12 protein-coding genes are annotated in these 14343 nt (G+C 33.0%); 9 read left to right on the top strand and 3 right to left on the bottom strand.

All coding sequences use genetic code 11. The features are described 5' to 3' along the window. The first annotated feature begins 65 nt into the window (after positions 1 to 65). The 4 genes from I5818_RS23290 to I5818_RS23275 all read left to right on the top strand — a co-directional run bounded on the left by I5818_RS23290 (position 66) and on the right by I5818_RS23275 (position 4388). Positions 66 to 635, top strand: a complete 570-nt coding sequence (locus I5818_RS23290) for a hypothetical protein (RefSeq protein ID WP_078110014.1) — start codon at positions 66 to 68, stop codon at positions 633 to 635. A gap of 23 nt (positions 636 to 658) precedes the next feature. Beyond that, on the top strand, positions 659 to 1957 hold the full coding sequence (locus I5818_RS23285; RefSeq protein WP_078110011.1) for a DUF262 domain-containing protein: 1299 nt from the start codon (positions 659 to 661) through the stop codon (positions 1955 to 1957). A 3-nt stretch (positions 1958 to 1960) separates the two neighbouring features. Then, entirely contained in the window at positions 1961 to 3748 is a 1788-nt protein-coding gene (locus tag I5818_RS23280; protein ID WP_078110012.1) for a DUF262 domain-containing protein, read from the top strand. Positions 3749 to 3881: 133 nt separating this feature from the next. After that, complete coding sequence (locus I5818_RS23275) at positions 3882 to 4388, top strand: hypothetical protein (protein ID WP_078110013.1); 507 nt, start codon at positions 3882 to 3884, stop codon at positions 4386 to 4388. A 225-nt stretch (positions 4389 to 4613) separates the two neighbouring features. Here I5818_RS23275 and I5818_RS23270 read toward each other — a convergent pair whose 3' ends face one another. Together I5818_RS23270 and I5818_RS23265 are read right to left on the bottom strand one after the other, a co-directional pair. Further along, the gene (locus I5818_RS23270; protein ID WP_235849622.1) at positions 4614 to 5537 is read right to left on the bottom strand and encodes a GNAT family N-acetyltransferase; all 924 of its coding nucleotides are present in this window, start codon (positions 5535 to 5537) and stop codon (positions 4614 to 4616) included. Positions 5538 to 5966: 429 nt separating this feature from the next. Continuing rightward, positions 5967 to 6113 (bottom strand): hypothetical protein, encoded by a 147-nt coding sequence (locus tag I5818_RS23265; RefSeq protein ID WP_169846895.1) that lies wholly within the window; start codon positions 6111 to 6113, stop codon positions 5967 to 5969. Between the two features lie 372 nt (positions 6114 to 6485). Here I5818_RS23265 and I5818_RS23260 point away from each other — a divergent pair, with 372 nt between their 5' ends. The 4 genes from I5818_RS23260 to I5818_RS23245 all read left to right on the top strand — a co-directional run bounded on the left by I5818_RS23260 (position 6486) and on the right by I5818_RS23245 (position 11972). Beyond that, entirely contained in the window at positions 6486 to 8522 is a 2037-nt protein-coding gene (locus I5818_RS23260; protein WP_209391827.1) for an ABC transporter permease, read from the top strand. Further along, positions 8519 to 9382 (top strand): ABC transporter ATP-binding protein, encoded by an 864-nt coding sequence (locus tag I5818_RS23255; RefSeq protein WP_058004519.1) that lies wholly within the window; start codon positions 8519 to 8521, stop codon positions 9380 to 9382. The genes I5818_RS23260 and I5818_RS23255 overlap by 4 nt, the downstream gene beginning before the upstream one ends. A gap of 1094 nt (positions 9383 to 10476) precedes the next feature. Next, positions 10477 to 11043 carry a DUF4256 domain-containing protein gene (locus I5818_RS23250; RefSeq protein WP_078110587.1) on the top strand — a complete coding sequence of 189 codons (567 nt, stop codon included), beginning with the start codon at positions 10477 to 10479 and terminating at the stop codon, positions 11041 to 11043. 428 nt (positions 11044 to 11471) lie between these two features. After that, positions 11472 to 11972 (top strand): YehS family protein, encoded by a 501-nt coding sequence (locus tag I5818_RS23245; RefSeq protein ID WP_058004522.1) that lies wholly within the window; start codon positions 11472 to 11474, stop codon positions 11970 to 11972. 164 nt (positions 11973 to 12136) lie between these two features. Here I5818_RS23245 and I5818_RS23240 read toward each other — a convergent pair whose 3' ends face one another. Continuing rightward, a complete protein-coding gene (locus I5818_RS23240; protein ID WP_078110588.1) occupies positions 12137 to 13237 on the bottom strand; it encodes a site-2 protease family protein in 1101 nt (366 codons plus the stop codon). A gap of 372 nt (positions 13238 to 13609) precedes the next feature. On the opposite strand from I5818_RS23240, the gene I5818_RS23235 reads away from it, so the two are divergent. Beyond that, positions 13610 to 14122, top strand: a complete 513-nt coding sequence (locus I5818_RS23235) for a cysteine hydrolase family protein (RefSeq protein WP_078110589.1) — start codon at positions 13610 to 13612, stop codon at positions 14120 to 14122. The last annotated feature ends 221 nt before the right edge of the window (positions 14123 to 14343 follow it).

Below are 14343 nucleotides of genomic sequence, written 5' to 3'. Positions count from 1 at the left end.
ATAGTAACAGTTCAAAGATTTTTGAATGGCAGTGAAGAAATGTGACTTCTATAAATGTGGCAGAGGTGAATGATTTGCTTGATTTAAGGGAATTGGTAGAGGACTTTTTCCTGTACGTACAGGTTAATGCAGTTGAAATTTATAATGAATTTAGCCTTCAGCATGAGCTAGGGATATTCCTGCGTGAAAGAATTTCAGGGTATCGGATTCAATTTGAAAGGAATGTGTCATACTTCACAACAGACACCAAAACCATTAAAAAGGAAATTGATATTACTATATTTAATGAAGAAAAATCTGAAAGGTATGCTATTGAACTAAAGTGTCCATTAAATGGCCAGTATCCAGAGCAGATGTATTCATTCGTGAAGGATATTAAATTCATGGAAGAACTTAGAAGTAGAGGATTTACTAAAACGGTTGCTATTGCCTTTGTTTCAGACAGGCCTTTCTACGAAGGGCGCAATAACGAAGGCATTTATAAATTTTTTAGAGAAGAGTATTCTGTTTACGGAAGTATTTTTAAACCTACCGGTGTAGGGAAAAACAAAGATTATATTACCTTATCAGGCAGATATGATTTTAGCTGGCAAGACTTAAGCGAGGGTCGAAAATATTACATAATCGAGATTTGAAGTGGTTAGGGGGAGATTTAAGGATGGCTCTACTTCAAGATGAATTAAAAATAAAAAAGATTCGTGAATTACTTAAAATGAAGTTAGCTTTACCATCATATCAACGTCCATATAGTTGGGGTGTGAAATCTACAAATACGCTTTTTCTTGATACTTTTAACGCTTATCAAGAAGGTGTACAAGAATATAGGATTGGCTCTGTAATTTTACATAAGGACAATGGAAGATACAACGTTGTGGATGGCCAACAACGACTTACAACCCTTTCGATTCTTCTATACTGTTTAGGTTATGAGGATCAGGGGCTGTTACGGGAAAAGTATAATCAGCTGTCTAATGATGCAATAGTGACTAATTTTAGTATTTTATCTAAGCGAATAAATGAACTTTCGGAAGATGTGCAAAGCAAATATAAAGAATATCTACTCGAACATTGTAGTGCAGTTCAAATTGTCACAGATAGCGAGCAAGAAGCTTTTCAGTTCTTTGATTCACAAAATTCCCGTGGCAAAGAGTTAAAACCTCATGATTTGTTGAAATCATACCATTTGCGAGAAATGAATAGTGAAGATGAGAATCAAAAAGTTAAAATTATAAATAGCTGGGAAAACATAAACCAAGATAATTTAGAAGATTTATTTAAAATCTATTTGTACCCGCTTACTCAATGGTATAAGGGGAAAGAAGGATTAGGTTATTCTTCAAGTAAAATAGATTCATTCAAAGGAATTAAGGGAGCAAATATCTATAATTATGCAATTTATCAGAAAGCAAGTAATCTATATGTGGAACAATTTAATACCAATGGTAGTAATGAATTGCTTTCCTCAAAATTATTAAATCAATTTCAATTGACACAGCCCTTGATAGCTGGTAAACGATTCTTTAATTACACTCTTCATTACGGAAAATTATTAGAAAAAATACAAAAACTAATTAGTCACTTTCATGACCATGATCAAATTCCAAGCAAGCGTTCTGGTGATATTTACATTAAGCAGTTGTATGAATGCTCGTTATTATTCTTTGCAGATAGGTTTGGTTTTGAGAGCTTAACCCAATCTGTGATGCAACAACTTTATTCATGGAGTTATTCATTACGGTTGGCAATGACTGCGGTGTATCCGCAGACTATCAATAAATATGCAAAGGGTCTGCATGAACGAGCAAACTTTGGAATTGATATGTTTTCCGCAATTAGCGAAATGGAGGATCCAGAAGGATTGAAGTTGCTTGCACTTAAACAGCCAGATATTGATGACAATAATCAAGAAAAATATAAAGCAGTGTATGAATTGCTTTGTGAATGGAATGGGTGGTAGGAGATGACTAGTGATTTAAAAATAATACCGGTATCTCATGTTTTTGAAAACATCAATTATCTTGTGCCGATTTATCAACGTAATTATGCTTGGACTGAAACGCAAATAGAACAATTGATTGAGGATATTGAAAGTTCTATTGATGATTCTAATAAAAACTACTTCTTAGGGAATTTGATTGTCAATCAAACAGATAACAATGTTTACGAAGTGATTGATGGGCAGCAGCGATTAACAACTTTATATCTTCTTGAGAAGTATTTGGGGCTTGCATTTGCGAAGGAAGCATTGCGATTTGAAGCACGTGAAAAATCAAATCGTACCCTTTCTTATATCAGCGACAGCAGTAATCCAGATTTGATTGAAGAATTATCATCACCAGAAATCTTGTATGGTTTTCAAATCATTGATAACTATTTCAAGAATAAAAATATCAATAAAAGTAGCTTTGTTCAAAAGTTGAATCAAGTTTTTCTTATCCGGGTCCAAGTCCCGCAGAACATTGATTTAAACCATTACTTTGAAATAATGAATACCCGTGGAGAGCAATTGGAACTTCATGAAATCGCTAAATCTAAGTTGTTGGAAGTACTTGAAAATGATCATGACAAAAATATAGCAGCACTGATTTGGGAAAAATGTTCTGATATGAATTCGTATGTTCAGATGAATTTTGATGTGAATGTGCGAAGAAATATCTTTACTCAGAACTGGAGCAGTCTATGTCAATCTATTAAGGATTTTGATTCGATAAAAAGAAAAATTTCGATAGTGGATAAATCAGTGGATAAAAAATCTTTGATTGATATCTTAAGAGATAATAAAATGCTTAATATAACAATCACACAATCGGAAGATGAGAATGAACGGTTTGAATCAACTATTTCATTTCCAAACTTCTTACTACAAGTCAATGCTGTCATGAGAAAACTTGGAGAAGAAGATGCAAGCCTTGATGACAAACACTTCCTTAATAATCTATCATGGGCATGGTCAACACCTGAAAAAGCCAAAGATTTCTTGTTTCACCTATTGAAGTGTCGGGTGCTATTTGACAAGTATGTATTAAAACGCGAGTTTGCTAGGGATTACAAAGAAACGGGTAAATGGTCCCTGCAACGTTTAGAAAAATATCGTGATAAAAAGAAAAATAGTGATAAACCTAAATACGTTGGTACACTCGGGGATGAAGGTAATGATAATAAGAAACTAAGAACGCTTCAATCTTGTTTACGTATTACTTATACAACACCTAAAACAATGCACTGGATTACGGTTGTTTTATCTAACTTGTTAGAAGATGAAGGAACTAACATTATTGCCTTGTTAGAGAACTATTGTAGGAAGAAGATTGTTGAATCCGATTACCAAAACAGAAGTGGTTTTAAAATTGAACGAATTGTATTTTCTTATCTTGATTATTTAATTTATAGGGATGGCTATTCATATGATGGAAAAGAAATCATATCACCAATGCAAGAAGATTGGCAATTCCAGTTTAGAAGTTCCATCGAGCATTTCCATCCACAACATCCGGTCGAAGGAGAATATTGGGAAGAAGACGAGCTGAACGGATTCGGTAACCTAGCATTAATAACGGTTTCTGGGAACTCTAAGTTTTCAAATTTGCCACCAGCTGGAAAAATCAATTCATATCCGAGTATTATCAATCAAAGTTTGAAATTAAAAGTCATGGAAAAAATGACAAGACTAGGTGATGGGAAGTGGACAGAAGAAAAGTCAAGTATTCATAAAGATGAAATGTTTGATATTTTGAAAAATAAAGGGTAGGACAAAATAAATGGATATGATTGCATGAACCTCTAAAACGAGAGGCTTTCTGAAACACAGGAAATTATTGGGATTCTCAAGTTTAGTACATGAGGTTAATAAAAAACATACTTGAGACAAGGGGAAAATGTTTATGGCAAAGTATATGGTTACTGAAAATGAGGTTAAGGAAGCACTAGATATTGACAGCTTCAGAAATATGTCTAAAGACAAAATCATGGAGTTCGTTTCTGCAATTCCGAATATGGATAAAGATGTTGCAATTAAAATTATTGAACAGTTTCCCGCTTACACTGAATCAGCAAATAATATGCTTGCACAGTTAAATGCCATGTGCAATAACGCAATGAAGGAAAATGGTGAAAGTCAGAAGGAAGCAATTGAGGCCTATAAAAAAATTCTCGATGACCTTGGTGAACTCTTAAAAAAGGATACAATTACTGCTGAAGAAAGAATGCAAATAACAGAACAGATGATAACTGTTGCAGATCGAATTTCAGCAAAGGATACTGAAAACAAAGAATTTCTCAACGGAATAATTAAGTACGGCGTTCCTATCATAGGAGGCGCGCTTGTATTGGGGGCTACAATCTTAGGTGTGAATGTAAAGGGTACTAAGATTCCGACTTTGAAAAAATAGCTACAGATACGCTTCCTAGAACTATAAAATCATTGATATGTTCCCGTCTACCGATAGTGCCAAAAACTCAGTGGATATGTTTCCGAGAACGGACATACTCAAATGACATTCATTCTATCCTCTCGAGTCATGTGGAGTGCTGCTCACTGTTAGTGCGAAAGGACAATTAAATCGGAGATGTATTGAAATAGTAAAGAGGGGCTGAGAACCCCTCTTTTTTGTTGCCTAATTCAGTTTTGTAAAGTATCTTATTTCCTCTTTATCCGCGCAGAACCCTACCGATTCGTACACAGACAAGGCAGATTTATTTGTAGTTAATACCATGAGGTTAGCGTTTTGTAGCTGATGAGATTTGAGATATTTTAAAGCTTGTGTAAGCAAATACTTAGCAATTCCGCGTTTTCTCCATGGTTCACGGACAAAAACATCCTCTATGACACCGTGGTCTGCTTCTTGCCATGCCATCAGTCCGCCGACAATAGCGTCTGATTGACGTATGACCATGGATGTCCATAGTTTGTTATTCTTGTATTCAGTCAACCTATTAAGTCCTAGTGGAGTGTCAGGCCAAATTTCAGCTTCTACATTAAGATAATCTCTTTCTTCGTCAGAGGTTTCCATCTTCCAGTATGAGAATTGAACGTCCTCTTGAAGCTTTAACTCAGGAATCGGTTCATTCAAATCTCGATTCATGCGATATAAACTATCCAGATGAAGGAATCCTTTTTGGATAAAAAACTGATTGTTTGCTATTTCTGTCGAATCGTTACCAACACAAAGTATAGTTCCATATTCTTCAGGTAAAGTTTCCTTTAATTGTTTTGCTCTTATGAAAAGATAATGATAGACGTTGTCGAGCAAAGTAATATCATTTTCTCTTTCGGGAATGGTCTTAAGATTGACGTATATGGAGTGATTGTTCTCTTTTGAACGACCGGGAGGTACAACGTTAATGATGCTAACTTGCCCCTTAGCGACCATTTTACCATCTTCAAATGCACAATAAACGTTACTCCAATTACCTTCGTCCCCGACCCACCAAAATATTGCATTTTCTTTTGCTGTTACTGATTGGTACAACTCGCCAAGCAAAGGCATGTCTCCATTTTCGAAATTACGTATGAAAATTTTTGTTGATGATTGGCTCAAAACAATACCCCTCTCAATAATAGGGGGATTTCGCAGTTTAGAGGGCTAGCTATGCGAGTTCCCCTTAATGAATTCGCCCTTTGCTAACATTTGATTACTCACAACAAACGCCTCCTTTAACTGTTATTACCATCGACATTAACATACCATGACTATTGTATCAAACATAATTTACAACTATAATTGTTTTCTCCCACATGTATGTAATACTGTTCAAATGCACTTATACTTTATTGAGCAAGGACCAATTGCATGAACACCTTATTTACAAGTACAAGAATTTCATAAAAATTTTATGCGCGTCAGATGACGGTAAAACTGTCCCTAAGACCACTCATCCAAGATGCTAGCTACTGGGTACAACTTACTACTCGGTTGCATAGAAGAGGAATACAAGCGTCTTAGGGCAGGTATTATATTAGTCTCATGTTACACAGCATGAAGCGGTTCATTCATTATTGAAGGACAAGTTAAACCTTGAAGCATGAAGCTGTCAATATCACCTTCGATTTTTGTAGGCGGTTCAGCACCAAAATGAGGATCAGATTCAAGCAGTATACTAACAGTATTTTTCATTTTACACATCTCCTATATTGGTTTCTCCATCATTTTCCACACATTATGAATGTTGCTTTCTAAATCAGAGGTTTTTAATAGAAATACTAAAGCCTTGCTTTGATAAAGATATTTATTATATCGGTTCTTTGAATGTGAATAATAAATTCCCAAATTTTAGATAAAAGGAATTACACTTTATAATTTAATATTGTAAAATAAAGTAAAATAAGTTGGATAAATGGATGAAGAAGATGATATCTTGAATATTATTAAGAAACTCACTAGGAAACGTACCAGATAGTGAGACATTTACCTTTCCGATAAGGTTATATCTTGTTCCTTAAAAGATGGTTTATGAATCTCCTTCAATAAATGAGGTGTCATGTTAAAATGAACATTTTTTTAAATTTGTTTTTATTTTATAATAAGCGATTACTGAAAAGTTTCTTTTATTTAGGGACCATGCTATTTATGGTTGTTATGTTATTTCTGAGATTTTTTATTGATGATAATAAAGCTTATGATTATATGGATTATGGGAGCTTTGTAGGAGAAATGATGCTTATTATTCAAGCCGTCATGTTATTATTTATTGTCTTCTTTTATAGGTTATTTTCGGACGAATACAAATTTGGTGCAAATAATTTATTTGTTGGATCTTTTCGAATTACATTATTAAAAATTGCTGCATTATTGTGTAACCATTTACTATTTTTAGTTATTTTCTTAGGTGCACAAATTTCCTTCATTTTTGTCTATTTCCACTCAGTTGGAATTCCATTTTCCTCATTCTATTCACAGACGGCTTCCTACATCATTGTATATTGGTTTTTACCATTTGTTTTTACGTATTTCTTAGGTATTTTAGTTGCACTGCTATTTGGAAAAAGCAAAATCAGCTTTGTGCTAATGATTGTAGTCTGGATAGCGATTGGACCCATGAACACAGAATTATTTTCTTCATATTTTCGTAAACTTTCATTTTCTGATTTAGGTAGTTTATTCTATATTGGTCCCCTCCATAGTGAAAATTCGTTTAATGAATTAGTTGGTTATAATACTTCTGAATCTGCATATTTAAAAATTACTTTTTGGTGTATTTCAGCAATTGGTATTGTGTTTATTTTACTTCTAAAATCAGCTCGGACAGTCCGTGATAAAACTTTTATTTTAATAATATGCCTTTTTCTTTTAATCGGTAATACCATAATCTTTCCAAATATATTTCAAGATGAAAAACCAATTTTTAGTTATGAAAATTTTGCTAAGGAAATTAAGTATTATAAAGTACCAAAAGAAGATGTTGCTCGAAATTATTTACAGTATTCTATCAAGCAATATGATATTACATTAAACGTTGATAAGAATGTTTCAGCAGAAACGAAGGTAACAGTAAATAATATCATGAATAATACTCTATCTTTTGTACTTTATCACTTTTTTAAAGTGATAAAAGTGATTGATAGGGATGGTAATCATTTACCATTTGTGCAACAAGGTGATTTTGTAACGGTGAAAAGGTCGTCTAAAGTGCCAAACGATAAAATAACTTTTTATTATGATATGAAAGACTCAGCCCAGATTCCAATTTCAGAAAACTATTTGTATTTACCGAATTACTTTAGTTGGATACCGGTAAAATCTGATCATGCACCATTTACATATATAAATGTATACGGCGATGCAATAAAATCCCTTTCTATGCAATCCAAAAAAATTATTCATTATAATTTAACGTTTAATGGCGAAATCCCCATCTATACTAATTTGCATTCTCATAGAAATGGAACCTATAGTGGTGATGTTTCGGGGGGAATAACAGTTATTGCTGGAGAAATTACAAAAAAGAAATTCGGTAGACAAGAGGTGATTTATCCCAATTCTTGGTCGGATATTTCAAAGGACTGGCAAGTATATGAAAAATATCTAATTGAAGTGAATAGAGAAATTAGGGATATGTTTCATTTAAATGATATGAAGTTGCCTAATAAAATCGTACTAGTATCTCCTAATTGGGAATTGAATTCTTATTTAAGTAGTGATCATCTTCTAATTCAACATGAAACACTTTTAAATATTAGTTCTGCGGTAAAAGAAATTCCTGAAGTCTTTATCCCTGCACTACTGTGGAATTATGATCAAAGAACACTTTCCTCTTATGAACAAATCTTTGCGTTTAATGATATTCTATCTATTTATATACGAGATAAAGTGAAGATTAAATCTCCAGTTTCTGCTCCTACAAGTGCAGAACCTCCATATTCAACGCAAAAAATTGTTGAGCAGTTTTATAAACAATTCTATGATTTATCGGAGAAACAACAAAAGGAATTTTTAGTTTTATGGTATAAGGAAATGAGTAACGTTTCGGATAGTTGGTTAAAAACGGTAAAACTTTTTCAAGGTTTTAGGGAGAGGGTAAAATGATAAAGGTTTCCGGGATAAATAAAAAAATCAAAAAACATGAGATACTATCTAACATTACATTAAATATAGAGGGGATATATGGATTAGTTGGACCAAACGGTGCTGGGAAAACTACCTTAATGAAAATTTTATCCAGCCTTATTTCCATGAATAGCGGGAGAATTGAAATAAACGGAGAAGATTATACCAAGGGTAAGTATGTAAAACAAAATACACTAATTGGATATTTACCACAAGATTTCATGGTCTATCCAAATATTACAATAGAGGAAGTACTAGACCATATTGCTATGCTTCAAGGAATGATGGATAAACATAAAAGGAAAACGATTATTAATCAGGTAATAAAGAAGGTTAATCTACAGGGCCATGAAAATAAAAAAATGATTGAACTATCTGGGGGAATGAGAAAAAGGGTTGGAATTGCCCAGCTATTAATGGGGAATCCATCCATCTTAATATTTGATGAACCAACTGCAGGTCTAGACATTGAGGAACGAATTCGATTTCGAAATTTATTAAGGAATCTTGGCTCCGAAAGAACTGTCATTATTTCTTCTCATATTGTAGAAGATATAGAATTTTTATGCACAAAGATTGGGGTCTTAAAGAATGGGAAAGTACTATTTGAGGGTACTCCTTCAGCAATGAAGGCATACGCGGAAGGATATGTTTATGAATATAATGTATCACCGGAAAATTTAGACTTAATAATGATGGAAAAAGAAGTAGTACAAATTACCGAGGAAGAAACGGGTTTAAATATTCGTATCTTTTCATTAGAAAAGGAAGTAGATGCAATGCCGGTAGCACCTAGACTTGTAGATGGTTATTTGGCGATTGTCAAGGGTGTGAAATAGATGAAGAAATATGTTTATAAACTTTATGCTTTCTTCCTCTTTGATCGTAAGACAATGGGTATTATCTTTTTTGTCCCAATTATAATGTTTATCTTCGCTGTGTTTTTAATACTTTTTATTCCAAGAGAGCAAACAGGTATTTATAATAACCTTATTGTAATACAAGGTGTTTACATCCCTTTTTCATGTTGGTGTCTTATGTACCGTTTGAGTGAAATGTATCAAGAAGGAGCACAAGAAACCTTAATTCCATACTACTCAAAACATCTTTTTAATGATTTTCTTCGTTATTTTGTAATTAATATCTTAGGTGTGTTTCTCCTTTGTACTATTTTTATAGTAAAGTATGGAACGCACCAGTTATCAGCCCTAAACATGATCCATTTCATTATTTTAGTGTTATTCTATATGTTTTTTGGGACATCCCTAATGGTATTGATTAAAAATATAGAAATTTCATTAACAGTTATTGTAATTTATACTGTCTTAGAGGTTGTAACGTTAGGAGAGTTCATGCCATGGCCGCATATATTTTTATTTGACCCTCCAATCTGGGAACCTACTTTATCTACGAAATTCACCATTTTATTTATATCGGTTTTCGTATTATTATGTATTACAATTGTCTTTATTAGGAGGGTAGATAGGAAACCAAAATAATAAAAATAAAAAGAGCTACTTTATGGGAGTGAATCATGTACTCTATTATGTGGGAGGCGGCAGTAAATTTAATGTCTTGAATCCTTTCTATGCCCCCTTTCGCTTTATATATTTACAAGTTTATTTATAGTAGGTGTAACTAATTACATTAGTTCTAGTAATTTTCCATTTCAAAATTATGTGTAGGAACTTAATATTAACAATGTACCAGATTGTTTTTGCTAACATTTGGAAAATCGCTTACACCTTTGCATAATGTTCAATCCAAAAGGTGTTGGATGTTGGATTAACTGTTCATACTTATGAAGAAGCAAGACAGTGTTGATACTGCAGGGATTCTTGGTGTTTTTAATTTAAACCAAATATCAAATACATAAGAACCCAGTGATGATGAAACAATTTAAGAATTAATATATTATAGGAGGAGTCCTAGTATGCAAAATGAACAAAGGGAGTTATCATCAGAACAACGTGAAAAAATACTGACAACATTGAAAGCACGTTTTGAGAAAAATATGAATCGCCACGAAGGACTGGAATGGGCTAATGTGCAGGCAAAGCTTGAAACGAATGCAGAAAAACTTTGGTCGCTTAATAAAATGGAAATAACAGGTGGCGAACCAGATGTTATTAGTTATGATAAAAAGGCGGATGTGTATATTTTTTATGATTGTTCCGAGCAAACTCCTAAAGGCCGCAGAAGTGTTTGTTATGATCGAAAGGCACTGGAGTCAAGGAAAGAGCATAAACCGAAAAATAACGCTATGGATATGGCTGCAGACATGGGTATTGAGATTTTAACGGAGGAACAATATCGGGAGCTGCAGAAACTGGGAGTTTTTGATACAAAAACATCTAGTTGGGTGAAAACACCTGCTAATATTAGAGACCTAGGTGGTGCCGTCTTTTGTGATCGTCGTTACGACACGGTCTTTTTGTATCATAACGGAGCAGAATCCTATTATGCTTCAAGAGGTTTTCGTGGCTCGCTAATGGTTTGATTTTTGGAGTGAAACCATGGGAAATATATAGTTTATATTTCATGTGAAGTGGTAGCAAGTATAGGACTAAACTAAAAAATAGAAGGGTCCATTCAAATATAACATTTTCTTTCTATTAATAGTGGAACAAAGTAGGTAGCAGGTCATTTTCTGTATCGTAAACCTGCTTCTTTTTTTGTGGAATCTACACCTTTAGCCCGATTATTGATGTGTCCGGCATGGAATAAATAGTATAATTTTAGGGAGAAACTGTGATTACAATATTCTTTACCTCATTGTTAATAATTATTGTTGGAAACTAATATAAAAAAGAGGTGCCACAGACAATATAGTTTTAACCGAATAATGTAGGTAAGTTGAGATTTTAGCAATTCAGAGTAGGTGCTTTTCTTTTATAAGCATAAATTGAAAAATTAGGAGGTTTAATAATGGATAATAACGATATATTGATTCGTTTGAGATATGCATTAGAAATAAAAAATAAAGAGATGGCAGAGATATTTAAGCTTGGTGGTGTGGAGGTATCAGTACCTGAAGTGGTCAAGATACTTACAAAGACATACGATGAAGATGAATACGAGAATGAAGATCAAATTAAATGTACGCACAGTATGTTAGATTCTTTTTTAAATGGTCTTATTATTTATAAAAGAGGGGAGCAAGAGCCGAAGCCTGGACAACCTAATCCAGCAGAATCTCCTTTAAAGACAAGTGGAAATGTGAATAATCTTCTTTTAAAGAAAGTCAAAATAGCATTGTCTTTAACGACGGATGATATACTAGATATTTTTAAATATGCAGGATTACGTGTATCAAAAGGCGAACTAGGAGCTTTATTAAGAAAAGAGGGGCATAAGAATTATAAGGAGTGTGGAGATAATTTCGCTAGAAACTTCTTAAAAGGACTTGCGATTAAATTTAGGGGATAATGCTATTGTGAATTATACAGGATTGACAGGATAGATTCGGACAGAAAAACTATAGTCCCAACAGGGAAAACAAAAGAAACATAGTTAAGGTGCTTGATCCCTTTGGTAAAAAAATTTACCGTGGGACAGGCACCTTTAAATGATGTTTTGATTTTAATTTTTTATTATAATTGTATTTCTGGATAGTTCATAAGTATTTCCTGGCTATAATAATAGCAAGTAGCCAGTGCAATGATTAGTCCAATATAAATTAAAAGTAATTGAATCTTCGTTTTTTTGTTAGTTTTATAGTAGCTCTCTGTTGTCTGTATTTCTTTTTTATAATCTAGTAATTTTTCCTCTAAGTTGTTGAGAGTACGTTCAATGACCTGTTGATTTGGATGAAGGTGTTCTTCATTTAATACTAGGGTACCCGATAATTGTTGAAGATATATATCTTTTTTCATTTTTTCAATTTCTGTATTTAGTGTATTTAATATTTTAGTAATTTCTTGGTTTGTGACTTTCTGTTTTACTTTGTCAGTAACTTCTTGAACGAAATCTAAATCGTTTGATCCATTCTTTAGTTTTACGACCAATTGTTCCAGTTCTTGGACTTCCATTTTATCGTTATGTAAACTTTTTTGTTTTTTATATAATTTGTACCACTCTGTTCCGCCTAAGATGACAATTAAAAATCCGATAGGACTATGATTCATAATTGAAAAAGCTAATAATATGATGATACCTACCCCCCATAGTTTCGTACTAATTCCTGCAGCAATTCTCCCGCCATCCAAAGGGGTAATTGGGATAAGATTAAATAAATTGATCATCGCTCCTAAAATAATCAGAAGTGCCCAGAATGGTTCATGTGTAAAATAATACAAGGGAATGGCAGGTAAAAAGGATAATAGTCCAAAAAAAGGACCCATATATGCCACAAATCCTTCATCCTTTGCATTTTTAGGCATCTCCTTTAAACCGATAACGGCTCCAACAAAAGGAATAAACAAGGCAGGGCTGACAGGAAGTTTAATCTTTTTAGCAGCGTACAAATGCCCCATTTCGTGAACAAACAATAAATAGACTAGCGCAACTGCGAACTTCCAGCCAAAAAAAAGAGCATAGGTACCTAAATAAATAAACATGCTTACGAGTGTCTGGAGTTTTAAGAATTTAAAAACGATTAAAACATACTTTATTTTAGTAAGTAAAAAGGCCCCTATTGCAATAAATATCCCTAAAGAGGTTTTCTTACTTCTAGTTATATTCGTTTTCCTCAAATAACCATCCCCTTAGCATTTCGACGATTGAAAAATGAAGCTAAAATTACTGTAAGTATTATAAAAGGAACCATTTGAAATCACCTAGAGCACATTACACAGGAGTGTTTGATCATTTATTTTGATTAAGTCACATTAACATTGTAACCGAAAAAGTGTTCCTAAAAATTAAGTGCAAAAACTGTTTCATTTCTGCATCCCTATATTATTTCTACGTAAATGAATGTATAAAGTTTCATGTCTCTTTTTTATAGATTGTAAGTTTTTTAATTTTTAATTTTTTATATTTTGCTGTAATTCATTGTTAAATAAGAGTGTATAATACATCCATAAGAATTATTAACATATTGCAAAATGAAAGAGGGACAAATAATGGAGACTTGTGCAGATGTATTAATCGTCATCGATTTGCAGAATGGCGTATGTTACAGTGGGGATCACCTATTTGATTTAGAAAATCTAATCACTAAAGTAAATAATAGAATTGCCTTATATCGAGAATTGCATAAACCAATCATTTTTGTTCAACACTGTGATGAAGAATTAGTGCCTGAAGAAGAACCATGGGCTATCCATGCTAATCTAGATGTTCAGGAACAAGATTTTTTTATTAAAAAAATACATGCAAATTCCTTTTACAAAACAAACTTAAAAAATCTTTTAGACCAATTAGCTGTACAGCGTATTGAATTTTGTGGTGCCCAAACAGAATACTGTATGGATGCTACGATTAAATTTGCTCATGGATTGGGATATGAAAACTTCATGGTACAAAAAGCAACTTCTACTTTGAATAATCCATTTATGTCTGCAAAAGAGACGATTGATTTTTATGAAAATATTTGGAATCATCGATTTTTAAAATTAATAGGAGATGAATCTTAGAATGAACGATGATATACAAATCCTAAAACGAAGGTTTATTTAGCGTAAAATTATATTTTTTATCGTTTTCTCTCTCATTTAAAAACAGATTGATAATGTGATAACGAAATATTGCAATCGAACAACATCTTTTCCTTCCTTTCTTTAAAGCTCTCTAAAGGTGGATTAAAAGACCCGCAGCAAAATAAATATGTTGCGGAGATACTCAAAAAAATGGCCCG

This window comes from Heyndrickxia oleronia, assembly GCF_017809215.1.
Classification (GTDB): domain Bacteria; phylum Bacillota; class Bacilli; order Bacillales; family Bacillaceae_C; genus Heyndrickxia; species Heyndrickxia oleronia.
This window is presented reverse-complemented; position numbering and strand designations above follow the sequence as displayed.

Coding starts and splice junctions, on each gene's coding strand:
- I5818_RS23285 (WP_078110011.1), top strand. CDS start 659: ATGGCTCTACTTCAAGATGAATTAAAAATAAAAAAGATTCGTGAATTA.
- I5818_RS23250 (WP_078110587.1), top strand. CDS start 10,477: ATGCAAAATGAACAAAGGGAGTTATCATCAGAACAACGTGAAAAAATA.
- I5818_RS23245 (WP_058004522.1), top strand. CDS start 11,472: ATGGATAATAACGATATATTGATTCGTTTGAGATATGCATTAGAAATA.
- I5818_RS23260 (WP_209391827.1), top strand. CDS start 6,486: ATGAACATTTTTTTAAATTTGTTTTTATTTTATAATAAGCGATTACTG.
- I5818_RS23275 (WP_078110013.1), top strand. CDS start 3,882: ATGGCAAAGTATATGGTTACTGAAAATGAGGTTAAGGAAGCACTAGAT.
- I5818_RS23265 (WP_169846895.1), bottom strand. CDS start 6,113: ATGAAAAATACTGTTAGTATACTGCTTGAATCTGATCCTCATTTTGGT.
- I5818_RS23280 (WP_078110012.1), top strand. CDS start 1,961: ATGACTAGTGATTTAAAAATAATACCGGTATCTCATGTTTTTGAAAAC.
- I5818_RS23255 (WP_058004519.1), top strand. CDS start 8,519: ATGATAAAGGTTTCCGGGATAAATAAAAAAATCAAAAAACATGAGATA.
- I5818_RS23235 (WP_078110589.1), top strand. CDS start 13,610: ATGGAGACTTGTGCAGATGTATTAATCGTCATCGATTTGCAGAATGGC.